This window comes from Listeria immobilis (assembly GCF_014322845.1).
GTDB classification, from domain to species: domain Bacteria; phylum Bacillota; class Bacilli; order Lactobacillales; family Listeriaceae; genus Listeria; species Listeria immobilis.
The window spans coordinates 66,712-92,250 of record NZ_JAASUA010000012.1 but is presented as its reverse complement, the minus strand read 5'-3'; the positions used below and the strand labels follow the sequence as shown (position 1 = coordinate 92,250).

Annotated in this window: 19 protein-coding genes and 1 riboswitch; of the genes, 8 read left to right on the top strand and 11 right to left on the bottom strand. The window is 36.1% G+C overall.

All coding sequences use genetic code 11. The annotated features are described in order from the left end of the window. Nucleotides 1-299: 299 nt before the first annotated feature. The 3 genes from uvrC to HCJ45_RS13140 form a co-directional block, all read right to left on the bottom strand. The gene (gene uvrC, locus HCJ45_RS13150) at nucleotides 300-1,442 is read right to left on the bottom strand and encodes an excinuclease ABC subunit UvrC (RefSeq protein WP_425489962.1); all 1,143 of its coding nucleotides are present in this window, start codon (nucleotides 1,440-1,442) and stop codon (nucleotides 300-302) included. Nucleotides 1,443-1,501: 59 nt separating this feature from the next. Beyond that, the gene (locus tag HCJ45_RS13145; protein WP_187125117.1) at nucleotides 1,502-2,605 is read right to left on the bottom strand and encodes a 5-methyltetrahydropteroyltriglutamate--homocysteine S-methyltransferase; all 1,104 of its coding nucleotides are present in this window, start codon (nucleotides 2,603-2,605) and stop codon (nucleotides 1,502-1,504) included. 94 nt (nucleotides 2,606-2,699) lie between these two features. Then, nucleotides 2,700-2,797, bottom strand: a riboswitch (SAM riboswitch). Between the two features lie 63 nt (nucleotides 2,798-2,860). Further along, a complete protein-coding gene (locus HCJ45_RS13140; RefSeq protein ID WP_187125116.1) occupies nucleotides 2,861-3,238 on the bottom strand; it encodes a RidA family protein in 378 nt (125 codons plus the stop codon). An 80-nt stretch (nucleotides 3,239-3,318) separates the two neighbouring features. On the opposite strand from HCJ45_RS13140, the gene HCJ45_RS13135 reads away from it, so the two are divergent. Next, complete coding sequence (locus HCJ45_RS13135; RefSeq protein WP_187125115.1) at nucleotides 3,319-3,576, top strand: DUF1294 domain-containing protein; 258 nt, start codon at nucleotides 3,319-3,321, stop codon at nucleotides 3,574-3,576. A 162-nt stretch (nucleotides 3,577-3,738) separates the two neighbouring features. Here the strand turns inward: HCJ45_RS13135 and HCJ45_RS13130 are convergent, their stop codons facing one another. Further along, nucleotides 3,739-6,387 (bottom strand): calcium-transporting ATPase, encoded by a 2,649-nt coding sequence (locus HCJ45_RS13130; protein ID WP_187125114.1) that lies wholly within the window; start codon nucleotides 6,385-6,387, stop codon nucleotides 3,739-3,741. A 161-nt stretch (nucleotides 6,388-6,548) separates the two neighbouring features. Here HCJ45_RS13130 and HCJ45_RS13125 point away from each other — a divergent pair, with 161 nt between their 5' ends. Together HCJ45_RS13125 and psiE are read left to right on the top strand one after the other, a co-directional pair. Further along, complete coding sequence (locus HCJ45_RS13125) at nucleotides 6,549-6,719, top strand: hypothetical protein (protein WP_187125113.1); 171 nt, start codon at nucleotides 6,549-6,551, stop codon at nucleotides 6,717-6,719. 132 nt (nucleotides 6,720-6,851) lie between these two features. Beyond that, nucleotides 6,852-7,262 carry a phosphate-starvation-inducible protein PsiE gene (psiE, locus tag HCJ45_RS13120; RefSeq protein WP_187125112.1) on the top strand — a complete coding sequence of 137 codons (411 nt, stop codon included), beginning with the start codon at nucleotides 6,852-6,854 and terminating at the stop codon, nucleotides 7,260-7,262. A gap of 54 nt (nucleotides 7,263-7,316) precedes the next feature. Here psiE and HCJ45_RS13115 read toward each other — a convergent pair whose 3' ends face one another. Continuing rightward, nucleotides 7,317-8,525, bottom strand: coding sequence for a MucBP domain-containing protein (locus HCJ45_RS13115; protein WP_187125111.1), 1,209 nt, complete (start codon nucleotides 8,523-8,525; stop codon nucleotides 7,317-7,319). Between the two features lie 402 nt (nucleotides 8,526-8,927). Between HCJ45_RS13115 and HCJ45_RS13110 the strand changes: the two genes are divergently transcribed. Both HCJ45_RS13110 and HCJ45_RS13105 read left to right on the top strand, forming a co-directional pair. Further along, entirely contained in the window at nucleotides 8,928-9,839 is a 912-nt protein-coding gene (locus HCJ45_RS13110; RefSeq protein WP_187125110.1) for an AEC family transporter, read from the top strand. Nucleotides 9,840-9,952: 113 nt separating this feature from the next. Then, the gene (locus HCJ45_RS13105) at nucleotides 9,953-11,914 is read left to right on the top strand and encodes a fructose-1,6-bisphosphatase (RefSeq protein ID WP_187125109.1); all 1,962 of its coding nucleotides are present in this window, start codon (nucleotides 9,953-9,955) and stop codon (nucleotides 11,912-11,914) included. A 242-nt stretch (nucleotides 11,915-12,156) separates the two neighbouring features. On the opposite strand, the gene nifJ is transcribed toward HCJ45_RS13105, so the two are convergent. From nifJ to HCJ45_RS13090, 3 genes are all read right to left on the bottom strand, one after another. Next, on the bottom strand, nucleotides 12,157-15,807 hold the full coding sequence (nifJ, locus tag HCJ45_RS13100; protein ID WP_187125108.1) for a pyruvate:ferredoxin (flavodoxin) oxidoreductase: 3,651 nt from the start codon (nucleotides 15,805-15,807) through the stop codon (nucleotides 12,157-12,159). A gap of 161 nt (nucleotides 15,808-15,968) precedes the next feature. Continuing rightward, the gene (locus tag HCJ45_RS13095; protein ID WP_185346982.1) at nucleotides 15,969-17,603 is read right to left on the bottom strand and encodes a Na/Pi cotransporter family protein; all 1,635 of its coding nucleotides are present in this window, start codon (nucleotides 17,601-17,603) and stop codon (nucleotides 15,969-15,971) included. 243 nt (nucleotides 17,604-17,846) lie between these two features. Further along, nucleotides 17,847-18,725, bottom strand: a complete 879-nt coding sequence (locus HCJ45_RS13090) for a LysR family transcriptional regulator (protein WP_187125107.1) — start codon at nucleotides 18,723-18,725, stop codon at nucleotides 17,847-17,849. A 116-nt stretch (nucleotides 18,726-18,841) separates the two neighbouring features. Between HCJ45_RS13090 and HCJ45_RS13085 the strand changes: the two genes are divergently transcribed. Next, nucleotides 18,842-19,414 (top strand): DapH/DapD/GlmU-related protein, encoded by a 573-nt coding sequence (locus HCJ45_RS13085; RefSeq protein ID WP_187125106.1) that lies wholly within the window; start codon nucleotides 18,842-18,844, stop codon nucleotides 19,412-19,414. 78 nt (nucleotides 19,415-19,492) lie between these two features. Here the strand turns inward: HCJ45_RS13085 and HCJ45_RS13080 are convergent, their stop codons facing one another. Then, nucleotides 19,493-20,770, bottom strand: coding sequence for a hydroxymethylglutaryl-CoA reductase, degradative (locus HCJ45_RS13080; protein ID WP_187125105.1), 1,278 nt, complete (start codon nucleotides 20,768-20,770; stop codon nucleotides 19,493-19,495). A 301-nt stretch (nucleotides 20,771-21,071) separates the two neighbouring features. On the opposite strand from HCJ45_RS13080, the gene HCJ45_RS13075 reads away from it, so the two are divergent. Further along, entirely contained in the window at nucleotides 21,072-23,462 is a 2,391-nt protein-coding gene (locus HCJ45_RS13075) for a LapB repeat-containing protein (protein ID WP_187125104.1), read from the top strand. A gap of 54 nt (nucleotides 23,463-23,516) precedes the next feature. Here HCJ45_RS13075 and HCJ45_RS13070 read toward each other — a convergent pair whose 3' ends face one another. Beyond that, nucleotides 23,517-24,341 carry an aldo/keto reductase gene (locus HCJ45_RS13070; RefSeq protein ID WP_187125103.1) on the bottom strand — a complete coding sequence of 275 codons (825 nt, stop codon included), beginning with the start codon at nucleotides 24,339-24,341 and terminating at the stop codon, nucleotides 23,517-23,519. A 120-nt stretch (nucleotides 24,342-24,461) separates the two neighbouring features. Here HCJ45_RS13070 and HCJ45_RS13065 point away from each other — a divergent pair, with 120 nt between their 5' ends. Continuing rightward, nucleotides 24,462-24,851, top strand: a complete 390-nt coding sequence (locus HCJ45_RS13065) for a MerR family transcriptional regulator (RefSeq protein WP_187125102.1) — start codon at nucleotides 24,462-24,464, stop codon at nucleotides 24,849-24,851. Nucleotides 24,852-24,864: 13 nt separating this feature from the next. On the opposite strand, the gene HCJ45_RS13060 is transcribed toward HCJ45_RS13065, so the two are convergent. Continuing rightward, nucleotides 24,865-25,524 carry a protein with hydrophobic anchor gene (locus tag HCJ45_RS13060; protein ID WP_187125101.1) on the bottom strand — a complete coding sequence of 220 codons (660 nt, stop codon included), beginning with the start codon at nucleotides 25,522-25,524 and terminating at the stop codon, nucleotides 24,865-24,867. Between the last annotated feature and the right edge of the window lie 15 nt (nucleotides 25,525-25,539).

The following is a 25,539-nucleotide window of genomic DNA, read 5'->3' as shown; positions in this document are numbered from 1 at the left end:
ATCCTCTCTTCTTTTATTAGGAGTCCATTCTCCTGTTCTTATTATATCATTCACAAATGGAAACACTAGGAAAAACATGGAGCAAGACGCCTAAAAACATCTATGATGGACGTGTTTTTTTGCATAAAAAAAGCCCTAACAGTGACGTTAGGGGCTCAAAGTAAATGAGAAATTGCTATTAATTTAGTGTAAGCTTCCAGGAATCGCCAATTAGGTAATAGAAAATCTCACCAGCACTGTCATTGTGTTAATTCCCAAACATTTTTCTACAATCTGAGCCAATGAATAACCGTTAGCTTCTAAGTATTTTTTAATTGATTTTCAAAATCGTATTCTTTCATTTTAGTATATGCAATATATGTGCTCTTCGCATTTTCGACTGCTAAATCTATTTGCTTCTTTTTTCCGCCTTTTTGTGGAAATGAACTTGCTTTTTGAAGATTGGTTGATAAAGAATTTTTATTTAGTTTTTCTGCAATTAATAGCTCTTTAGGCCAGATGTTATTCGGATCTTGATAAAATTGATTGATAAAATCCGCTAAATCTTCTTGTAGTGATTTTTGAATTTGAAAAACGTGCCACTTAGTCCCGTTAATTGCACCATTACGAACAAAAAAGACAAAAACACTTAAATAATTATCTTCTGTGTAGCAACCGATAATATCACGATTTTTTAAACCTGGAAAAATAATATGCTGCTTTTCAATTGTTTCATTAATAGCGTGAATAGTATCTCGTAGTTCTGCCGCTCGTTCAAATTGTAATTTTTCTGTCGCGATTTGCATATCTTCTGTTAATTTTGCTTTGATATCTTTAACATCACCTTCTAAAAATCGCGAAATTTTTTGAATTTGAGCTTGATATACAGCCGGTTCAATTTCTGCTTGGCATGGGCCTAGGCATAATCCTAAATGATAATATAAACAAGGACGGCCAGGTTTTCCTTCACATCTACATAATGGGAAAAGTTTTTCTAATAATGCCACCGTTTGCCTTACAGAATAACGGCCTGGATAAGGACCAAAATAGTGTGCACCATCTGCTTTTGTTTCTACCACTACTTCAATATGCGGATTTTTTTCATTTGTAATTTTAATATATGGGTAGCTCGGACCTTCCTTTAACATAACATTAAAGGGCGGCTGGTATTTTTGAATTAAAATCATCTCTAGTAGCAATGCTTCTTTTTCTGTCGTTGTAATAATAAGCTCTAAATCGCTAATTTGCCGGACAAGTCGAGCTGTTTTACCAATTTGCTTACCAGTAAAATAAGACTTTACGCGGTTTTTTAGACATTTAGATTTGCCGATATAGAGAATTTCTTGCTTTTCATCTTTATATATATAACAACCTGGTGAATCAGGTAATAAAGTTAGTTTTTGTTGTAATTGCGTATTCAAAGGAATTACCTCCTCTAGAACACTTATTCTAGCGCTATCCATACCATTTGTAAAGATAAAAAAGAACTAGCTGAAAACTTCCAACTAGTTCTTTTGCTTATTTAATCTCCCCATACCTCGTTTGCTAATTTAACTATATAACGTAATTTATTCCATTGCTCTTCTTCTGTTAAAATATTGCCTTCTTCGGTGGAAGCAAACCCGCACTGTGGGCTAAGTCGTAATTGGGTGAGCGGAACTATTTTACTAGCTTCTTCAATACGCGCCTTAATTGTTGCCGCTTCCTCTAACTCACCTGTTTTAGAGGTAACTAAACCGAGAACAATTTTAAGATCCGGTCGGTTAACATATTGTAAAGGAGCAAAATCCCCAGAACGTTCATTATCATACTCTAAAAAGAAACCGTCTATATGTAACTGGCTAAATAAAGTTTCAGCTACAGGTCCATAGCCGCCCGAAGCAATCCAAGTTGAACGGAAATTCCCACGGCAAATATGCATCGTAATGACCATATCAGCTGGCTTATATTTCACAGCTTCATTTATTAAGGTTTTATATGTTTCCTGTAATGTATCTGGGTCAAAACCTCGCTTCCGAACCACTTCTCGCTGTTCATCAGAGCATAAATAACTCCATGAAGTATCGTCTAGTTGTAAATACCTGCAACCTGCATCATAAAAGGCTTGTATCGCTTTTTGATATGCTACTGCTAAATCGCTAGCAAATTTTGTAGTATCGTCTAAATATGGCTGATATTCAATATCTCCGCGGTAATGGAGCATCGCTGGACTTGGAATCGTTTGCTTAGCTACATGGTTTTCGCCAACTTGCTCTTTTAAAAACTGAAAATCAGCTATAAAAGGATGGGTTGTAAAGTCGATTGGACCTGTAATTTTTACTGAATGCGATTTAGTTTGCACCTGGCTAAACTGAATACCACCTTCCGCATCGTACCCTTCTACACCATCTAAATTCTCTAAGAAGTCAAAATGCCACCACGCTCGGCGGAATTCGCCATCTGTAATTGCTTTTAAGCCAACTTCTTTCTGCTTCTCCGCAATATATTTTATTTCTGTGTTTTCAACTGTACGAAGTTCTTCGGCTGAAATTTCACCCACTTCAAATTTCTTTCTCGCTTCTTTAATCGCCTTTGTTCGTAAAATACTCCCAACGTGATCTGCATAAAATGGTGCTACTTGCTTCATTTTCTTCGCCTCAATTCTTTATTATTTTTATGTACAAAAAAACTTCCCCTTAAAAGACAGCTTTTGAGGGAAAGTAGCTTTACCTGATTCGCATGCCTTATCTGTCAGTGTTACCTGCTGGATTTGGCACCGTGAGAAATCCGGTTGCCAAGGCTTCACTGGGCCAGAACCCTCCACCTTTCTTGATAAGTTGCTATGTAATTGTTTTTTATTATATCGTTTGTATAGATTGATTGTCAACTTTTTTCTGAATATTTATGCTTCTGCAATAACTTCGATTTCAATTTCGGCATCAAGTGGTAATTTTGCTACTTGAAATGCACTTCTAGCTGGGAAATCACTGGAAAAGAATGTTGCGTATACTTCATTAACTGCTGTAAATTGATTTAAATCTTTGAAAAAAACAGTTGCTTTGACGATTTTTTCCAAACTAGAACCAGCTTCTTCTAACACAGATGCTAGATTTTTAAAAGCTTGCTCGGCTTGTTCTGTCGCCCCTTCTGCTAATTCTCCAGTTGCTGGGTTAATACCAAGTTGACCCGATGTGAAAATAAAACCATTCACTTTTACAGCTTGCGAATACGGTCCAAGTGCTTTTGGCGCATTATTTGTTTGAATAATTTCTTTTGCCATTTTATCCCTGCTTTCTTTTGTGGTATGCTTTTATTCTAATCAATAAAGTTTGTTTTAGCAATTTAAAGGGGGAATTACTAATGGTTTTAACGATTTATTTGATTGCGATAACAGTTATTTCATTTCTAATGTTCGCTATTGATAAACGAAAAGCAATAAAACACGCATACCGTATTCCAGAATCCGCCCTTCTTCTTACTGCGTTTCTCGGCGGCGCATTTGGCAGTTGGATATCGATGCAACTTTTTCATCATAAGACACAAAAAACAAAGTTCCGAATTTTAGTACCGCTTGCGATGGTTTGGACAGTTGGAGCAGTTATTTGGTTGGTGTATTAAAATATTTTTAAATCAATAAAGATACCACAACCTAATCAAATGTTTAATCTTTTATTTGGAAAGAACGGACTTAAATAAACACTATTGATTGCCACGCATTACAATAAGCTTCACACGAAAAAGCAGAAATCCCATTAGAACAACTAGGGATTTCTGCTTTTATTATGCTTCTTTAAAAAATTTATTTTGAATGACTTTGATAATTTCCATCATAATTACTGCTCCGAGTGCTAGTCCTGCAGCAATTGACCATTCATGTAAGCCAAATGTTGCTGGGATGGAGAAGATTTCACGCGCTCCTGGTAAAACAGTGATTCCGTATAATGCGAAACAAAGTAATACCGCGCCAATTACATATTTATTGCTAAAGAATCCTGCGCCAAATGCAGTTTGAACATTTGAGCGGGCAGCAAAAGTTTGTAATGTACGAGCTAGGATAAGTGTAGTAAATGCCATTGCAACACTCATCTCTGGTGAAATTTGCATACCGATATATTGTGAGATGATTACGGCGATACCGATTAATACTCCGCGGCTAATCACTGCGCGCATCGTTCCACCGGCAAAAATCCCTTCGTTAATATCTCTTGGCTTGCGTTTCATCACGTCAGGTTCTGCTTTTTCCATACCTAAGGCGATTGCTGGCAGGGAATCATTGACTAAATTAATAAATAGTAGTTGTAATGCTGTAAATGGATTAATCCAGTCAAGTACAAGCGCGAATAAAATCGCAATGATTGCACCTAAATTACCTGCAAATAGATAGGCAATCGATTTCTTAATATTATCAAAAACAGTACGACCAACACCTACTGCATCCACAATGGAAACAAAGTTATCATCAGTTAATATCATTGCGGCGGAGTCTTTAGCAACATCCGTCCCGCTACCCATTGCAACACCAATGTCTGCTTGTTTTAAAGCAGGGGCATCATTAACACCGTCTCCAGTCATTGCGGTGATTTTACCTTTTTTCTGCCAAGCTTTAACAATACGGATTTTATTTTCTGGAGAAACTCGAGCATATACAGCAATATGCTCTAATTTATTGTCGAGTTCTTCTTCTGGCATTGCATCTAGTTCTTGACCTGTCAATGCAATATCATCAGCATCCATTAAACCAATGTCGCGGCCAATTGCTTGTGCCGTTGTTTTATGGTCTCCGGTAATCATAACTGTACGGATACCCGCTTTTTTCGACTCTTCAATAGAGGCATACACAGCTTCACGTGGTGGGTCAATCATTGCAGTTAAACCAACCAAGACAATATCTTGTTCATCCGATAGGTTTAATTCCGTAGTATCGGCCGGCATTCGTTTGTAACCATATGCTAGAACACGAAGCGCTTGATTAGAAAATTCTTCGTTTATTTCTTGTAGTTTCGCCAAAATTTCTGTTGTCATTGGCTTTTCTTCTCCGTCAAGGAAAACATAACTACAGCGAGCGAACATTACATCCGGTCCACCTTTTGTTAGCATTGCTTTATTTTCATTGAAGGTATGCAGCGTTGACATTAACTTACGATCTGAATCAAACGGAATTTCACCTTCACGGATGAATTTTTCGCGAATTTCATTGTAATCTTGATTATTTTTATTACTAAAAGCAATGAGCGCTACTTCGGTTGGATCACCAAGTTCTTTACCTTCTCCATTAATATTGGAGTCATTACAAAGTACCGCAATATGGATTAAACGGCGCTCCCCTTCTGACCAATTTTCTGGACTATCTGGGAAATTTTCTTTTGTACCATCTGGTAAGTAGTAGTCAACCACTGTCATTTTATTTTGGGTTAATGTCCCAGTCTTATCTGTACAAATAACGCTTGTGGATCCTAATGTTTCCACAGCAGGGAGTTTTCTAATAATCGCATGTTGTTTGGCCATTTTATTCGTTCCAACTGCAAGAACAATCGTTACGATGGAAGAAAGTGCTTCTGGAATCGCCGCTACAGCCACTGCTACAGCAAACATAAAGGCATTTAGAATCGCCGTCGCCATATCCGCAGAATCATTTCCTAAAAATACACGTCCTGCTTCTACAGCAAAAATTAAAATACAGAGCGCTAAAATTCCAAGTCCCAATTTTTTACTAAATGTTTCTAATTTTCGTTGTAATGGTGTTTGTTTTGCTTCAGCAGTTTCAAGAAGTCCAGCAATCTTACCAATTTCCGTTTCGCTAGCAGTCCCGGTTACAACAAACATACCACGACCGTATACGACTAGCGAACCGCTGAACACCATATTGACACGGTCCCCAAGTCCTACTTCATCCGAAATCGTATCTATATACTTTTCGACCGCTTCTGATTCACCTGTCAGCATTCCTTCGTCAATCTTCAAAGAACCACTTTCAAATAAACGACCATCTGCTGGGACAAAATCACCTGCATCTAAGATAACTACATCACCAGGTACTAATTCGCGGGCATGAATGCTTTGTTTACTACCATCACGAATAACTTTAGCCACTGGGGCAGACATTTCTCTTAAAGCATCAAGCGAACTCTCAGCTTTTCTTGTTTGAACAACACTAATCACTGAGTTTACAATTAACACTAAAAAGATAATTAAGGATTCAACCACTTCTCCAAGTACTAATTGAACAAGTGCCGCAATAACCAACACTATAACCATTGGATCTTTAAATGTTTCTAAAAAAAGTTTCCATAACGGGTCTTTCTTTTTATTTTTCAATTCATTAAAGCCATACTTTTCTTGCCGTTTTGTTACCTCCGCTGTTGTTAGACCTTTTTCGGTCGCATCTAGTTGAACAAATGTTTCTGCCGCGCTTTTGCGGTATATCTCCAATCCCTTCAGTCCCTTCCAAATAGTTTATGTGTTAAGTATAACAAAACTTTACATGGAAATAATATTGATAAGGAAAAGAATTTACATACTCTTAACAAATAGCGCTTTCATCCATCCTATAAGCCTCCGGAAAATACATTTAAGTTGACCTGGTTTTCATCATGCCAAAACTATTGTTGAAGCTAATAGATAAGCAAATGGCTGTTTTGGGGATGATTGCAGAAATTTGCAGTTATCGGCATCAACTATATTACACCCATTCTGCTTTACCTACTATTCGCGGTCAAATTTACAACTCGATTGGTCATGAAGCTCCTACAATTATGGGGTAATTCTAATTATGGTTGCTAGTTTTCTTATCTATAAAAAAGCAAGTAGGCAAACCTACCTTTAAAATAGGCAAAGAGCTTCAGATAGTGTAAACTAACTAAAACAACTATTCGTTTTTAAAGAGGAGGAAAAACATGAAGTGGTTAGAAAAAATTTCTTCCATTGTTCCGATTTTACTTCGATTGACTTTGAATTTAGCATTAATTATGGTTGGTTTTACCTTAACCGCCTTTTTAATTAGAGAAGCTTTTACCATATTTAATAATATTTTCTTTTTAGATACGGAAGTTTCCTATTATTATATGACGCAAGATATTTTAACATTTTTCCTTTACTTTGAATTTATTGCGTTAATTGTTAAGTATTTTGAATCGCATTTCCACTTCCCGCTAAGGTATTTCATTTATATTGGTATTACAGCAATCATTCGCTTTATCATTGTTGATCATTCTAGTGCAACGTCTACTTTAATTCTCTCAGGAGCCATCTTAATACTTGTTGCAGCACTCTTTTTAGCCAATACCAAAATGTTAAAACGCGAATAAAAAACAGGTGCATTTGGTAGTTTCATTATTACCATTTGCGCCTGTTTTTTATTTTTATCGTTTAGAAGGTTTTTTACTGAATAAGAATAATCCAGCTGTTAGTAACACGAGGAATCCTCCAAATAGGACTGTTGCTAAACCATCGGAGTCCCCTGTTTTAGGAAGGTTATTTTCTTTGTTTATTACAGAATTTCCGCTTTTGACTGGTTCCACTGTTGAGCTATCATTTGGTTGTTTTGCAGAATCCAATGCCGTTTCTGCAGTCTTCTCTTTGGCTGGGATTTCACTATTATTCGCTACCTCTGTTGATGCTTTTAGAGAAGGTTCTGTTGGATTTGCTGTTGCAGTTTTTGTTGGATTTTCTGTTGCTTCGGTTGAAGGTGTTGTTTCTGCTTTGGCAAATGTATTGGTAGAAGTTTCTGTTGTGGAATCTGTAGAAGTTGTTTCAGGAAGGGTTGTACTATCCTCTGATTCTACTTTTTCATAGACATACGTTACTTGTTGTTCTTGATCTGTAAAAATACCAGTTGCATTAGTGGGGGCTTCATTTAACTCAAAGCCGTCTATTTCTTTTGGAGTTGTTTCAAATGTATCATCTAGTTTACCACTAATAATATCTGCAGTTGCGATTTCATTTCCTTCTGTATCTGTGTATTTGACTACTATATTTGCGCCAGCAGCTCTTTCATAGACGTAGTTAACTGTTTGTCTTTGCTCACTGTAGTTCCCTGTCGCATTATCTGGTGGACTTTTTATGACCCAACCATCCAACTCTTTAGAATCAGTTACATAACTTTCGCCCAAATTTCCTGTTAATGATACATCGTCAGCCAGCAGATTGCCAAATTCATCTAAATAGCGTACTGTTACAGCTGATTTTATATTAACTGAGTATTGGAAGGATGCCTTATTTCCTGCACCATCTTGATATTCTAAATTGATTGACCCTACCCCTGCTTTTGTAGGTGTTCCTGAGATAACCACATCAGCATATTGATAAAGCGTTCCTGTTGCATTGCTTTCCCCATAAGTCACATTGGAATTTACGCCTTCAAGATTAGTTAAAGTGACATTGACCGGAGTAATATAACTTCCCCAAGCACCTTCAGAATTTTTTTGATCTTGAAGATGAAGACTAATTTTAAATGGCTTATCTAAATTTTTCTCTATATCATAAGTTTCTGCAGATGCTGCAAAAGGTGAAGCCATTAAAACGGAAACAGCGAGTACCATACCTAAAAATAATAAACTTAATTTTTTCAAATCTGCACCTCTTTTGTAGTTAATTTCAATAATCTTTCTTACATGATTAATTATACTGCTGTTTCTTAAAATAGTTACAGGTATAAAGACTTATTAAAATGGATAAATTGTGACAAAAATAAATTTAAGCGCTTATATCAATAGAATTTTTAAGTGAAATATTCTCAAAAGTGTAGAAATGGCAAGATTTTATTGCTTTTTTAGCTATTTTTCTACTTTTTTCGGTTTAACGTACTTATTAAAATTTGTTTTGTCAAGATTAAATTACACATAACTAATATATACTCGTACTTAAATTGAATACACTATCTGTTGGCTGCTTTCTAGTTGAACATACATTACATTAACCGCTTTAATCTATGGTACAATAAAGCAAAAATACCTTTAGAAAAGAGCGTTGCTATGGAATTTTTACTTATTTTACTTCCTGTTTTTGGGATTTTTGCTATTGGGTTTATTGGACAAAAAACATTAAAATTCGATATTCCTAATCTTTCAAAATTAACCCTTTACTTAATGTCCCCATTTCTTGCATTTACTACCTTTTATACAAATCCGCTATCAATTGATTATCTGTATTTGGCGATATACATTTTTGCCCTCTGTTTAATTTTGATTTTACTAGTTAGCTTGATTAGCTTTTTATTTGGGTATAACTTGCAAGATCGCTGTGCATTAATTTTGGCTAGTGCATTTATGAATAACGGAAATTACGGAACACCGGTAGTTTTGCTCGTTTTTGGTGCATCTGGGCTTGATATTGCAGTTGTTTTAATGGTTTTACAACAACTGGCAATGAGTACGATTGGCGTTTATTTCGCTGCTAAAGGAAGCAAAGACTCCGGTGGCATGAAAGCTGTTATCAAAAAAGTGGTCCGAATGCCCATTGCTTACGGCGCATTACTTGGACTTGGATTTCAATTAGTACATATTTCGCTACCGGCCGCGTTAATGACCTGTGTGAAACTTGTTGGTGATGCAGCAATACCAACGATTATGATTGTGCTTGGTATGCAACTTGCAGTAATTTCCTTTAGAAGAATTGAACTTGATAAAGTAGGAATTGCGCTTATTTTAAAATTGTTAATTGCTCCACTGATTGCACTTGGCTTAACCTTTATTCTTCCAGTAGACGAAATGACCAAGCAAATTATGATTTTACTTGCAGCAATGCCAACTGCCGCTAACACTACTTTAATGGCTGTTCAATTTGATACAAAACCCGATTTAGTTTCAAGCGCGACTTTTATTAGTACCGTTTTAAGTATTATTACCTTACCGATTGTTTTATATTTTCTTCATCCAGTTTTTTAGGACGGGCCTGCGCTCGTCTTTTTTGTATAGACCAATTATTAAACAAAACCCTTGTATTAAGTTAGTTTAAGAAATATAATAGCTATACCAATTATAAAAAGGAGTAGCTGCTTATGGAAGAAATGGATGTAAAGTATTTACGTTTACTAGCAAAACAATATCCTACTATTGCGAAAACGGCGACAGAAATTATTAATCTGGAAGCAATTATGAACTTGCCAAAAGGTACAGAACATTTTTTAAGTGATATACATGGTGAATATAGTGCTTTTGAACAGGTATTACGTAATGGTTCCGGTGTTGTTAAACGGAAAATCCGTGATATTTTTGGTGCAGAGCTTGATGATTCAGAAATAAATTCACTTAGTACTCTTATTTATTATCCCGAAGAAAAAATGGATTTAATTACGAAAGAACAAAACGATATGGGTGCCTGGTATCGTACGACGCTTTTTCGTTTAATTGAACTTTGCCAATATGTTGCTTCGAAATACACGCGCTCTAAAGTACGAAAAGCAATGCCAGAAGATTTTACTTACATATTAGAAGAGTTATTACAAGAAAACTATAATGATGATGATAAAAAATTATATTATGAAGAAATCATTCAACATATTATCTCACTTGACCGTGCTGAAGAATTTATTAGCGCCCTGTCACGTTTGATTCAACAACTCGTCGTCGATCATTTGCACATTGTTGGCGATGTATATGACCGAGGTCCCTATCCAGATAAAATTATGGATACATTAATGAATTACCACTCGCTTGATTTCCAGTGGGGTAACCATGATATTTTATGGATGGGAGCTGCAAGTGGTTCCAAAGTTTGCGCAGCTAATGTAATACGAATTTCTGCACGTTACTTAAATCTAGATATTTTAGAAGATAGTTATGGTATTTCTTTACGCCCGCTTGCTCTTTTTGCTGATGCTATTTATCAAGATGACCCCTGCACTTATTTCCAACCTAAAAATGAAGATAATATTGAGTATAGTAACGCCGAAATCACCCAAATTGCCCGAATGCATAAAGCAATCGCTATCATTCAATTTAAACTGGAAGGCGCAATTATCCAACGGCACGACGAATTCGATATGAAGCACCGTTTAGTTCTCGATTTTATTGATTATCAAAATGGACGTATTCATTTAAAAGGAAAGAACTATGACTTACTTGATACACATTTTCCGACTATTGATCCTGCGCAGCCCTATCAATTAACGTCTGCTGAACAAGAACTGATTGATAAAATTATTGCTGCCTTTAAAAATTGTCGTCGCTTGCAAAAACATGTTCAATTTTTATATGCGAAAGGCAGTATGTTCCTGACTTATAATGGAAATTTACTTTATCACGGTTGTATTCCGCTTCATCAGGATGGGGAGTTTATGGCGATGGAATTACACAAGAAAAAATATACTGGTCGCGCACTGCTGGAACAATTTGAAATGCTTACCAGAGAAGCTTATGTTCGTCCAGCTGGTACTAAAGAAAAGAAATATGCTTGTGATATTGTTTGGTATTTATGGACCGGAGCTATATCGTCTTTGTTTGGAAAAAGCGAAATGACCACATTCGAGCGATATTTTGTTGCTGATAAAGAGACACATACCGAAGAAAAAAACCCTTACTATAAATTGCGCAATGAAGAAACTATTTGTAAAAAAATCTTAGTGGAATTTGGTCTCGATCCGAATAATGGACATATAATTAATGGACATACCCCCGTAAAAGAAGGAAAAGGTGAAAGTCCTATTAAGGCAGACGGAAAAATGCTCGTTATTGACGGCGGATTTGCAAAAGCGTACCATAAAAAGACTACCTTAGCGGGATATACTCTGTTATTTAATAGTTATGGGTTACAACTAGTCAGTCACCAACCATTTACAAATAAAGAAGATGTTGTTAAAAATGAAACGGATATTCTTTCTACAAGACAAGTAATTGAAATGGAAAGTAGTCGAAAACGGGTTAGAGACACAGATGTCGGCAAAGAACTTAATAGCCAAGCAGAGGATTTAAAACAACTATTGCATGCTTATCGAATTGGGTTACTCCACGAAAATCATTAAAATAAATTGTCATAAAACTTTCACATGTCGCAAATTGCCTTAACTGCAACGTGGTTTCGTATATTTGCCTGTTTTTATATCCTTTTTACTAGTGCAAGATTGCTCAAAAAAAGTTATATTAAAATAGTAGCTATTTCTTTATATTTTTGCTCACTAAAGAATATCTATTCATTCCCACATTGCTTATGATTCCCACAAATCCTAAGCAAAAAGGACCCAGAAAAAATGTCTGGGTCCTTTTTTTATTTTTCTTGTTCGCGTGCTTTTCTTCTCGCTTCTCTAGCAGCTTTTCTGGCCGCGCGTTCGTCATCAACTGGAGCTGTTCCACTTGTTTCAGCAACTTCTTTTTTCTTGAATATTTTTTCTAAATCTAAACCAGCCATTGTCGCATATCGTTTAAAACGTTTTTCAGCATCAGTTCGCGTTTTTTCGGATAGCTTACGTGCTACTTCTGGATTTGCTTTATATAAAGCTGAATAACGTGTTTCTCGTTTTAAGAAATCTTCAAATTGGTCAAAATCGACTTTTTTGAAATCCATCGTCATTGGATTTTTACCTTTTTCTTCAAGCGCTGGATTATAGCGATATAAACTCCAATAGCCACATTCTACAGCTTTTTGCGTTTCGGTTAACATCGTTTTCATCCCACTTGAAATACCGTGATTAATACATGGCGTATAAGCAATAATAAGCGAAGGACCAGGATATGCTTCTGCTTCCTCAATTGCTTTTAAAGTTTGTCGCTTACTTGCTCCCATCGCAATTTGCGCTACATAGATATTACCATAACTCATCGCCATCACGCCGAGATCTTTTTTACCTACTGATTTTCCGCCAGAAGCAAATTTTGCAATAGCGGCTGTTGGTGTTGCTTTGGAAGACTGACCACCTGTATTAGAATAAACTTCATTATCCATTACAAAAATATTCACATCTTCTCCTGATGCTAAAACATGATCAATTCCACCAAAGCCAATATCATAAGCCCAACCATCACCACCAAGCATCCACTGTGAACGTTTAATAAATAGTTCTCGATCATTATAAATTGATTCGAGTATTAAGTTGCCATCCATTTCACTTAATAGAGCAAGTTGTAACTGTTCAGCTCGTTCACGCGTATCTTCGCTAACATCCATCTTCGTTTGCCATGTAGTTAACACTTCACGTAAATTATCAGAAAGCACCTCTTCTGTTAGTGCTTTTGAAACCTTGTTACTTAAAGCTTTTCGCATGGTTTGATTGGCTAGATACATACCATATCCGTATTCTGCGTTATCTTCTAATAAGGAATTTCCCCACGCAGGTCCATGCCCTTTGTCATTGACAGTGTAAGGCGTTGCAGGTGCTGATGCCCCCCAAATAGATGAACAACCAGTCGCATTAGCAATCATCATACGGTCACCAAACATTTGCGTTAATAATTTTACATAAGGTGTTTCACCACAACCTGCACAAGCACCCGAAAACTCAAGTAATGGCTGTTCAAACTGGCTACCAGGAACAGTATTTTTCTTACTTGGATTTTTCTTAGGTTTTACATTGATAGCAAATGACCAATTCGGATTTTCTTTGGCAGCTACTTCTTCAAATGGTTTCAAAACTAAAGCTTTATCCTTGGCTGGACAAGTTTCTGCACATAAATTACAGCCTGTACAATCCATTGGCGAAACTTGTATCCGATATTGAAGACCATCTTTCCCGCGCATTTCTCGAGTCATAAAACCTTCTGGAGCAGATGCTAATTCTGCTTCATCTGTTAAAATTGGACGAATTGCAGCATGAGGACAAACAAATGCACATTCATTACACATCGTACAGTTTTCAGAAATCCATTCCGGAACTTCTAGTGCAATTCCGCGTTTTTCATAAGCTGCTGTTCCTGCTGGATACGCTCCACTCACCATACCATTTGAAATTAAATCTCCAACTGTTAAGGCATCCCCTTCTAATCGATTAACTGGTTCCAGAATATTTTTAATATATGCTGGTCGATCGGTAACCGCTTCTTTGGTTACTGCGGTTTCCCCATTAGCCCAGCTTTCAGGCACTTCTACTTTGTGTAAATTAGCTACAGTTTGATCCATCGCAATAATATTTTTCTCGGCTACTTGCATATCTTTTTTTCCATAAGTAGCAATAGCGGATTGTTTTAGATCTGCAAGTGCTTTTTCAAATGGTAAAATATCAGTTACACGGAAAAAGGCCGTTTGCATAACTGTATTAATTCTCCGTCCAAGCCCAGCATTACCAGCGATTTTCATTGCATTTAATGTATAAAACTGAATATTATTTTTTGCAATATAAGCACGCATGCTAGCTGGCAAATGGCGCTCTAGTTGTTCGCCTTCCCAAATGGTATTTAATAGAAATATACCACCTGGTTTTAAGCCTTTTAGCAAATCATAAGAACGTAAATAAGCAGATGTCGAACAAGAAACAAAGTCAGCTTGTTGAATTAAGTAGGCTGACCGAATGCTTTTTTCACCAAAACGCAAATGGGAAACAGTCAGTCCTCCCGATTTTTTGGAATCATAAGAAAAGTAGCCTTGTGCATACAAATCCGTATTATCCCCAATGATTTTAATGGCTGCTTTATTGGCACCAACTGTCCCATCTGATCCAAATCCCCAGAATTTACATTGGAACGTTTTTTCTGCGGTTAAATCACTTGGTCCGCTATTTAAAATGGAGAGATTTGTAATATCATCAGTAATACCAATCGTGAAGCGAGGTTTTGGTTTTTCTTCACTTAGGTGCGAATAAACACCAAGAATCTGGTCTGGTGTAACATCTTTTGAACCTAAGCCGTATCTTCCTCCAATAACTAGTGGTCGCGTTTCACTATCATAAAGCACACTTTGAACATCAAGTAATAGTGGCTCACCGCCTGCCCCAGGTTCTTTCGTTCGGTCAAGTACAGCTACACGTTCTACTGTGTTTGGTAGTTTTGCTAAAAAGTTTTCTGCTGGAAATGGGCGATATAAGCGGATATTTAATAATCCAACTTTCTTACCTTGTTGCGTTAAATAATCAATTACTTGCTCAATGACAGGTGTGACAGATCCCATTGCCACAATGACATCTGTCGCATCGTCTGCTCCATAATAATTAACTAAATCATAATCCGTTCCACGTAGTTGATTAATTTCTTGCATGTAATTTTGGACAATACTAGGAATCTCTTCATAATAGCGGTTAACCGTTTCTCGTTGTTGGAAAAAAATGTCTGGATTTTGGTTGGAACCGATTGTTTTTGGATTATTTGGTGTCATCGCTCGATCTCTAAATTGTTGCAAAGCATCTTGATCTAGCAAATTTTCTAATTCACTATATTCAAGTACCTCGATTTTTTGAAGTTCATGACTTGTTCTAAATCCATCAAAGAAATTTAAAAATGGTACGCTTCCTTTTAAAGAGGCAAGGTGAGCAACTGCTGATAAATCCATCACTTCTTGCACAGAACCTTCTGCTAACATTGCAAAGCCAGTTTGTCTTGTTGCCATAACATCACTATGATCTCCAAAGATATTAAGGGATGCTGCAGAAATCGTTCTTGCGGAGACATGAAAAACAGTTGGTAATAGTTCACCAGCAATTTTGTACATATTGGGTATCATTAGTAATAAACCTTGAGAAGCCGTGTATGTACTAGTCAGCGCCCCTGCTTGAAGTGAGCCATGGACTGTCCCAGCTGCTCCTGCTTCTGATTGCATTTCTACTACTTTTACTGGTTCATTAAATAAATTCTTTTTGTCTTTTGATGCCCATTCATCTACAAGTTCTGCCATAGTAGAGGAAGGGGTAATTGGATAGATTGCTGCAACTTCTGTAAATGCATAGGAAATATAGGCTGCGGCAGTGTTTCCATCCATTGTTTTTCTGTTTCTCATAAGACTCAACACTTCCAGTCATTCTAGTTTTATAATCATTCTTATTTTACACCACAATCTTATTATACTCAATGCTTCACAAGGACTAATAAAAGTGTATATTTTTAACAAAAAAAAGAAACTAGCGCCAAAATAATAGCTAGTTTCCTTTTAAAGCTTTTTTATTCATTTAATTCTAATACCGCTTCGGCAATGTTGTTCGCATGATCGCCTATTCGCTCCAAGTCACTTACAATATCAATATATAAGATACCACTTACTACTTGGCATTTTCCTTCATTTAGGCGGCGAATATGATCTTTACGCAATTTCCGCTCTGCCTTATCTATATCTTTTTCGACAACAATGGTTTCTTCTGCCAGCGCTCGATCTTTTTTATGCATTGCTTTTACGGCACGTTCGAAATTTTTTGTTGTTAATTCAAACATGCTAATTAATTGATTGGATGCTTCTTCAGACATTTTAGCTTTATTTTTAATCAATTGGTCGATATTTTCAACGATATTTTCCATATGATCGCCAACTCGTTCAATATCACGAACGGTGTCGAGCATTAATGCATGTTCTTCTGTTTCATTATTCGTAAGAGCAACCGACGAAATTTTTGTTAGATATTCTGTAATTTTTCGATCTAAATTATTTACTGCTTCTTCTACTTGGATAGTTGACTCTGCATGCTTCGGCTCCCGATTAACCAAGTATTCGCGTGCTTCCTGTAAACCGAATTTCGCATAATCTGCCATTCGCAGTGTTTCTTCGCGCGCCATTTCTAGTGCAATCCCAGGAGACTGGTCAATTAAATTCGTATCAAGATGTTTAGTTTTATAATCAATTCTTGAATCGTCACCAGGAATTATTTTCGTCACTAGCCATGCAAATGCTCCAATAAACCAAAACTGGATAAAGGTATTCGTGATATTAAATGTTCCGTGGGCAACGGCAATTGTCATTTCTGGATTTAATCCAAATAGTTCTTGTAAATATGTTATTAAGGAAGAAAAAATCGGTAGGATGAGCATGAAAATTACGGCACCAATTAAATTGAAAATAACATGAGTTGCTGCTGCACGTTTCGCGGCAATGCTAGCACCAATTGCAGCAAGTATCGCAGTAATTGTTGTACCAATATTATCACCAAATAAAACAGGTAATGCTGCTTGTAAATCAATTGCTCCTTGACCATATAATTCTTGCAATATCCCGATAGTAGCACTAGACGACTGTACTACCGCTGTAAATATGGTTCCAATTAGTAAACCAAGGAATGGATTTGTACTCATTTGTGCGGTTAAATCGTGGAAAGTTTCCATACCAGCAAGTGGTTTCATACCTTGCCCCATCAAATCCAGACCATAAAATAACGCACCAAATCCAAAGAAAACTTGGCCGATATTTTTTACTTTATGATTTTTAAAGAAGAATAAGAGTACTGCTCCAACAGCAATGATTGGTAAGGCATACTCGGATAATTTAATACCAATAATAAAGGCGGTAACAGTTGTTCCAATGTTCGCCCCCATGATAACACCAATTGCTTGTTTTAACGTCATAAATCCTGCACTTACTAAGCCGACCGTTAAAACAGTTGTACCAGAGCTACTTTGAATTAATACGGTAACTAAAATCCCAGCTAGTACACCCATGAAAGGATTGGTTGTGTACTTGTCCAAAATATCACGGAGTCTATCACCAGCTGCCATTTGCAACCCATCTCCCATGAATTTAATACCGAAAAGAAAAATTCCAAGTCCCCCGATAAATTGAAAAATCATTTGCTGAATATTTATGTCTTCCATGAAAGTCTCCTTTTTGTTTGTAATCTTGATTTTATCTTCTTTTTTCATCATAAAAGAAAGTAAATGTAAGGTAAATAGATTTTTTTATTTCTGTAAAGTGAATTTCAATAAAAACAGTATTATTCGTTGATGTATAAGGGTTTGTAACGTTCCGAATGTATTGTTAAGATTTTGTAAAGGCAGTGCCAGCTAACCCAGTAGTTGGAGAAAATCCTAAAGAAATTAGTTTTACACTAGAAAATGCTAATCTAGCTCCAAATCTTTTTGTATCAATTGTAAGAACACTTTAGCAGCATTAGAGAAAGTGGCATTTCTTTTCCAAACAATATTAATAGTCGCAGTTATCGGTGGCCAGAGAGGGATAAATGTCAAATTGGTAGCTGTTGTATTCAATATCCCATCAATACACAAGGCACTTGCGATGTTCTCTTTCACTAGAAGGGAAGCATTATATAGTAAATTATAGGAACCGATGATAGTAAGTTGGTCCAAGTTTCCTCCCAGCCACTCTGCTAGTTGACTATCTACTAATGTTTGACTAGAAATTAGTAGTGGGATTTGCTTAATATCATTAGGTTCAATATATTTATTACTTGCCAGGTTATGAGAATTATTCACCAAAAGTCCCCAGTTATCAACAAGTGGCAACTGTAGATACTGATATTTCTGTTTATCAACTGGATTAATAACTAATCCAAAATCGAGTACGCCATGATCAATCTTTTCAAGGACATCATCGGCATTACCACTATATATCTGGAAATTAATTTCTGGATAATTCATTCTTATTTTATGTAAACGTTCCCCAACAAATTCAAACGCCCTAGTTTCTCCTGCTCCAATTGCAATTTGACCACCGATTATATCATTTACGTGTAAATTAGAAGTGGTTAATTCCACTAAAGCTAAAATTTCCTTACCCCGTTTTGCTAAATAAATTCCTTCTTCAGTTAAAGTAATAGAACGATTTCCCCGGTTAAATAGCTTTACTCCAAGTTCTTCCTCTAATTCTTTTAATTGTTTTGATAAAGTTGGTTGCGTTAGATGTAGGACCTCGGCTGCCTTGCTAATCGTTTTTTCTCTGGCAACAGTTAAAAAATAATTCAACACACGTAGTTCCACCAAACCATCCCCTTCTATAGACAAATTGAATATCTAGGTATCTAGTATAAGTATTATTCAAGTATAACTTTTTTATGTACAATTATGATAGTAAAACATATCTAGGAGGAGTTAATATGGAAGAAGCTACTTTACTAAAAAAAATAGTTGGAAAAGATATTTTACCTGATTCCCCGCTCTTTAATGAAATCCATTTAGTGAAACATAATAATGCACAATTAATTATCGAATTAAATACCCAGTACCATACGAAAGAAATGATTTTGCATTATTTGCAAGAAATCACCGGAAAAACAATAAGCCCCACTGTAGAAATTTCGCTACCATTTTATAGTGATTTTGGAAAACATATTACATTTGGTAAAAATATTTTTATCAATCAAAACGTCACTTTTGTAGATTTAGGTGGAATAGTGCTTGAAGATAATGTATTAATCGGTCCTGGTGCCAAGTTAATAACAGTTAATCACTTGATGGAGCCAGCAAAAAGGCGTGGCATAAACGTGGCTCCCATTCATGTGAAAAAAACGGCATGGATTGGGGCTAATGCAGTTATTTTACCTGGAATAACCATTGGCGAAAATGCCGTTATTGCAGCAAATTCCACTGTCACAAAAGATGTTCCTGCTAACACTATTGTAGCAGGTAATCCCGCAAGACAAATTCGAAAAATCGATAATACTGATTAAGCTCTTCCAAAAAAGCAGTTCTTAGATTTGTTGTCATACGAATCTAAGAACTGCTTTCTATACTTTTAATTCCACTAGCTACTTTTGTCGTAGTTTTTCTACATATTCTTTCGCCGCTAGTACATTCATTTGCTTGCTTTCTTGTAAAAATGTTGCCACTGCCTCAATTTCATCTGCCTCTGCTCCCGCTGTCATTGCTAGCGATTTGGCTTGAAGTGACATATGACCACGCTGAATACCTTCCGTAACGAGAGCTTTTAGGGCTGCTAGATTTTGAGTTAAACCAACTGCACAAACCAACATCGCTAACTCCTTTGCAGATTCTACTCGAGCAATTTTTTGGGAAAGTGTAGCAATTGGATGGACTCCGATTGATCCTCCTACAAAGGCAACTGGCATTGGTAAAGTTAGTTCCCCAATTAAAAAACCATTTTCATCTTTGGACCATTTTGTCATTGGTTTATAACTCCCTGTTCGAGCTGCATAAGCATGACTAGCTGCTTCTACTGCGCGCCAATCGTTCCCAAATGCCATAACAACTGCATCAATTCCGTTCATAATTCCTTTATTATGAGTTGCTGCCCGATAGATATCTGCATCAGCAAAAGTATAAGCTGCAATAATTCGGTCGCGAACCCATTCACCTGTCTGTGTTTTTGTTGCCAGACTTTCTGGTGAAATCCGACATGAGACGGTAGCTGTAGCATCATCTACTAGATTAGATAAAATTCGCATATTGGCAATCCCGTCAGTCAATCTTTCTAATTCTGGAGCCAAAGTTTCAACCATAGTATTCACCATATTCGCTCCCATCGCTTCTCTTGTATCTACAAGCAAATGCACGATTAGCAATGTTTCTTCCTGCGTAGTATTTGCTGTTCGAACACGAAGATTAACTGCTCCACCACCGCGCCGCTTTAATGATGGATGAGCTTCATTAGCAATTAACAGTAATTTTTCTTGGTTGTTAGTTATTTTTTCTATGGCTAGCTGTATATCTGGAACAGCAATTAACTCTATTTGACCAATCATTTGGCGGTCTGTTGCCGTTCCCTGGATACCACCATTTTGAGCAATCAACTTCGCACCAGAACTTTGTGCAGCAACAACAGATGGTTCTTCTACCGCCATTGGCACAAGATAGTTTTTATCATTTAATAACATATTCATTCCAAGGCCGAGTGGTAGTGAATAAATTCCAATTGTATTTTCAATCATATGGTTGGCTTTTTCTAATGAAAGTGCCCCACTAGAAGCTAAAAAATCTGTTTCTTCCTCCGTTAATTTAGCATATTCTGCGAGTATCGCTCTACGTTCTTCTAATGTTTTTTTATAAAATTTGTCAAAAGCTTTCATCGTCTATACTCCTCAAATTAAATATTCTCATTTCATCACTATAGCATATTCCGAAACTGGATGTAACGTTTCCAATAATCCGCCCTCTTTTTAGTTTATTGTAGCATAAAATAATAAGCTTTCATCAAAAAAGTAGTAAAGTGATCCAATAGCAACCAATATATTTCGCTAATCTGTTTGGCTTTGAAGGATTCGGGAAAACACTATAGTAACTGCATAAAATTCACTTAATGAATAAACTTTTTTATTATTTAATATCCATTTTCTTTATCTATAAATTCTCTTGCAAGGAGCTGTATTAATGAAAAAAATCTATTTTTCTATTGTAATAATATGTCTTATTTTAAGTACAATTCTTCCTATCCCTGTGACTGTTTTTGCGGAAACATTTTCAGCAGAAACAGCCACGTCAGAATCTATTCTAGCTGAGGAAGATACGATTGAAGCCGCTCCAACCTTAGCAGCGGGTGATACCTACATAGATATTTTTCCAGACGAAGCTTTCGCGCAAGTTGTCGCCATGCAAATTACTGGAAGTGCAGATACTTCTCAAGTTGTGACGCAAACGCAACTAGACTCTGTAACCATTTTAAATGCTTCCGCGAAAAACATTTCAGATATTACTGGAATTAATGAATTAACGAACCTAACTTCCGTAGATTTAAGTCAAAATCAAATAACCAGTATTGCACCCATAACAAATCTTGCCGAACTTACTTCTCTTAATGCGGCTTCTAATTTATTAAATATTGTGGAACTCGGTAACCCGCAATACACACCTAACTTAACTACACTTAATTTGTCAGATAACCCAACGATGACAAAATTAAACATTCAAAACCAACCAAAACTTACTACCATCAACACAACCATTAGCAGTGGACAAAGTTCTTCTTTAGCAGAATTGACGCTAACTAATCTTCCTGAGCTTACTTCTGCAGGAAAAAGCACTAATAATGCAGTTAATTTCTCCACTTACTCCAATGTTTTAAGTACCGTTCATTTAGCTGCTCTTCCAAAAATACAAGTTGCTGATATTGATAACAACTTGCTCAGCCGTATAGATATACACGATATGACCAGACTGAGCTATTTAGATTTACACGGCAATCAATTAACTGATATTAGTAATTTGACAACACTCCCTGCTATTACTACATTAGATTTAAGTTTAAATCAATTAACTACAGCTGGTATAGCTAGTTTATTACAATTAGACTCCTTACAAATTCTCAATTTAGATGATAATTCATTAAGCAGTTTTGTTTTAGATGCCACAAATGACTTGCCTAATTTAAGTAATTTATCTATAAGATCTAACCCAACGTTGACTCGATTAAGCATTGAAGATCAATTGAAATTAGTAGTCATTTATGCAAATCTTGAAAGTAATGAAAATTCGCTTTTAGAAGAGATCAATCTTTCTAACCTCCCAATGCTAACGAGTGCAGGAAATGGCATAGCAAATGCGGTACATTTTTCTAGTTATTCGGATGTTCTTAGTAATGTTAAACTAAATACACTACCGAAAATTCAAACAGTTGCTTTAGACGGCAATCTAATTGATGATATAGACGCACAAAATTTAGCTGCACTGACTTCTTTAGATTTAAGTTCTAATGAATTAACAACTATTAGTAAATTACAAGCACTACCTATACTAAGTAACTTGGATGTTAGTAGTAATCATCTAGCCGTTTTACCTACAAGTATCGAAACAGAGATTCCACTTCTTCAATCGTTAGCTGCAACGAACCAATCTATTACACTTCCAAGCAAGGTTGTAACTGAAAATTTATCCATTTTAAATGAAATTAGTAATAATGGCTCCCTTTCAACACCGACTACCATTTCAAATAATGGCACATACGAAAATGGTAAAATTAATTGGAATTATGACAACATAAAAGACCTATCCAGTGTTTCTTATAATTTTAATGAGCCTATCACTTATACCTCTGCTTCTGGAACATTTTCTGGATTAGTTACTCAACCAATAGAAGTTTCGACCGTACCTGTAATTACAGCAGATGACCGTATTACTTATCCAAAATTTTCTAAAGTGACCGAAGCAACATTTCTAGAAGATATTCATGCTAGAACAAGTGATGGCTCTGTTATTACAAGTGATTTTGCTACGGTGGTAGATTTTAATACACCCGGAGATTATAATGTAACGTTAAATGCTACCAATGTTAATGGCGTCGCTGCTGCACCAATTACTGTTACAGTTCATATAGAAAAAGCTGCTGCACCAATTATTACTGCTGATAAAGAAATCACCTATTTAAAACATAGTAAGCTAAGTTCAGAACAATTTCTAATCGATATTCACGCAAAAACAAGTGATAATTCGCTAATCACTACAGACTTTGCCAAAGTCGTCAACTTTGAAACAACAGGGGATTACACTGTAACATTGCAAGCAAAAAATAGTGATGGCGTGGCAGCAGTTCCATTTAAAGTAACTGTCCATATTACAGCTAGTCAGCCCACGCCTATTCCATCAGACAATAATGGTACAAATGATAAAGTTCATGCTTCAAATAGTATTAGCACAAAAGAACACCCAAACCAAACTAGCCTACCTTCTACAGGTGATACAAATGCTGGTTTTGCAGGGATAATTCTTCTCTTTATCGCCTTTAGTCTTTGGTATCTACCTAAAAAAAGCAAAAATAAACATCGATGATAAATAAAAACAGTGCCGCAAAATCAGTTTTGATTTTGCGGCACTGTTTTATTTTTAGAAATTAAAATTGTCTGGATCTGCACCAGTTCTTTTATCTTTATTTAAAGCACTAATTTTCGCTACTTCTTCTGCGGTTAACTCAAAATCGAAAATATCGGCATTTTGAATAATCCGGTCTTGATGTACAGATTTTGGAATAGTAACTACACCAATTTGCAAGTCCCAGCGTAAGATAACTTGAGCTACAGATTTGCCATGAGTTTCTGCAATTGCTTTGATTTCCGCATTATCAAGTAATTTACCATTTCCTAGTGGAGACCATGCTTCTACCACGATTTGATGTTCGTTGCAGTAGTTACGAAGCGGTTCCTGGGTTAATTCTGGATGTAATTCAATTTGGTTTACCATAGGAGTTATTTCCGCATCTTCCATCAGCTCTTTTAAATGATGTTCATGAAAATTACATACGCCAATTGCCCGTACACGTTTGTCTTTATATAATTTTTCAAAAGCACGCCATGTATCTTTAAATTTCCCTTTTACTGGCCAATGAATTAAGTATAAATCCACATAATCAAGCTCTAATTTGCGTAAACTTTCATCAAATGCAGCCAAAGTGGACTCGTAACCTTGCTCTGAATTCCAAAGTTTTGTTGTTACAAACAAATCTTCTCTATTGACACCAGATTCTTTGATTGCTTGTCCAACGCCTTCTTCATTTTTATAAGCAGCTGCTGTATCAATACTCAAATATCCCGCTTCAATTGCCCATTTGACCGAATTTACTGCTTCATCTCCGTCATTCACTTTCCAAACACCAAAGCCTAAACGTGGCATTTCTACACCATTTGCAAGTTTTACAGTATCTTTTAAGTTCAATTTATCCGCCTCCTAAAAATAGTCACAAGTTTACTATACACCTTAGAGTATACTCAAACGCAAACATTTGGCATTTCATATATCGCAATGCTATGATAAATAAAAAAAGGGGTGCTTTTAATGCAACAAACGATTAAGGAAGCTGCTGCTCACACTGGGTTAAGTGCGCATACTATTCGCTATTATGAACGAGAAGGATTAATCCCATTTCTTGCTCGAGATAAAAATAATAATCGAATATTCGACCAAGATGCCTTACATTGGTTGGAATTGCTTACTTGTTTACGTATGACAGGGATGCCACTTGCCAAACAAAAAGAAATCGTTGAGCTCACAAAATGTGGTGATGATACTGTTTCTGAACGAATTTCCGTATTAAAGGAGCATCAGGAAGAAATGTATCGCCGTCAAGAAAAAATGAATCGAGCATTTCAAAAAATCGAGAAAAAACTAGCATATTATGAACAGTTAGAACAAATAACAAAAAGTAAAGAGGCTAAGCTTACATAGCTTAACCTCTTTTTTAGGCGGATTTTTTCTTTTTAGAATGCTTCCGAATCAAATAAATAATCAAAGCAATAATGGCTACTAAAATAATTCCGCTCACAATCGCAATATTTTTCACATTTGGAAGTGTTATATCAAAGTACATTTCTGATTTTTCCGCAAGTGGGACATCCCATGTTAGTTTTCCACCATCGACACTTTTAGCATTATTATCTCCAATTGTTGAAATGGGTAGATCTAAAATAAGGGTATAATCAATTTGCGCCAACACCTCTTTTGGAAAAGGAACTCCGGTTACTTCTTGCTTCCATATTTTCTCCGGATCAATATTGGCATCTATTCGTACTTTCTGTGTAAAGAAGCTTTTAGTATTAGTAATTTTTACACCAAAATCTTCTGGCTTCAGATCACTTTTTGTAGTATTTTTCTCTAATTTCTTTTCAATATGATAGCTGGTATTTGATTTTTTATCTACTTTAAATCCAGCTTCTTCTAATTGAGTGAGTACTTCATCAGAATAACTAGATGCAAAAAGCCCTGCTACGGATGAAATATCAATATCAAAAGAAATGGTCGCATCGCCTTTTTTATCTACTTTCACAGTATTTGTTACATCTGCACATCCTGAAAGAAGTAAAATAAAGCTTAGAGCCACTGTGAAAATTATCTTTTTCATCCAATCGACCTCATT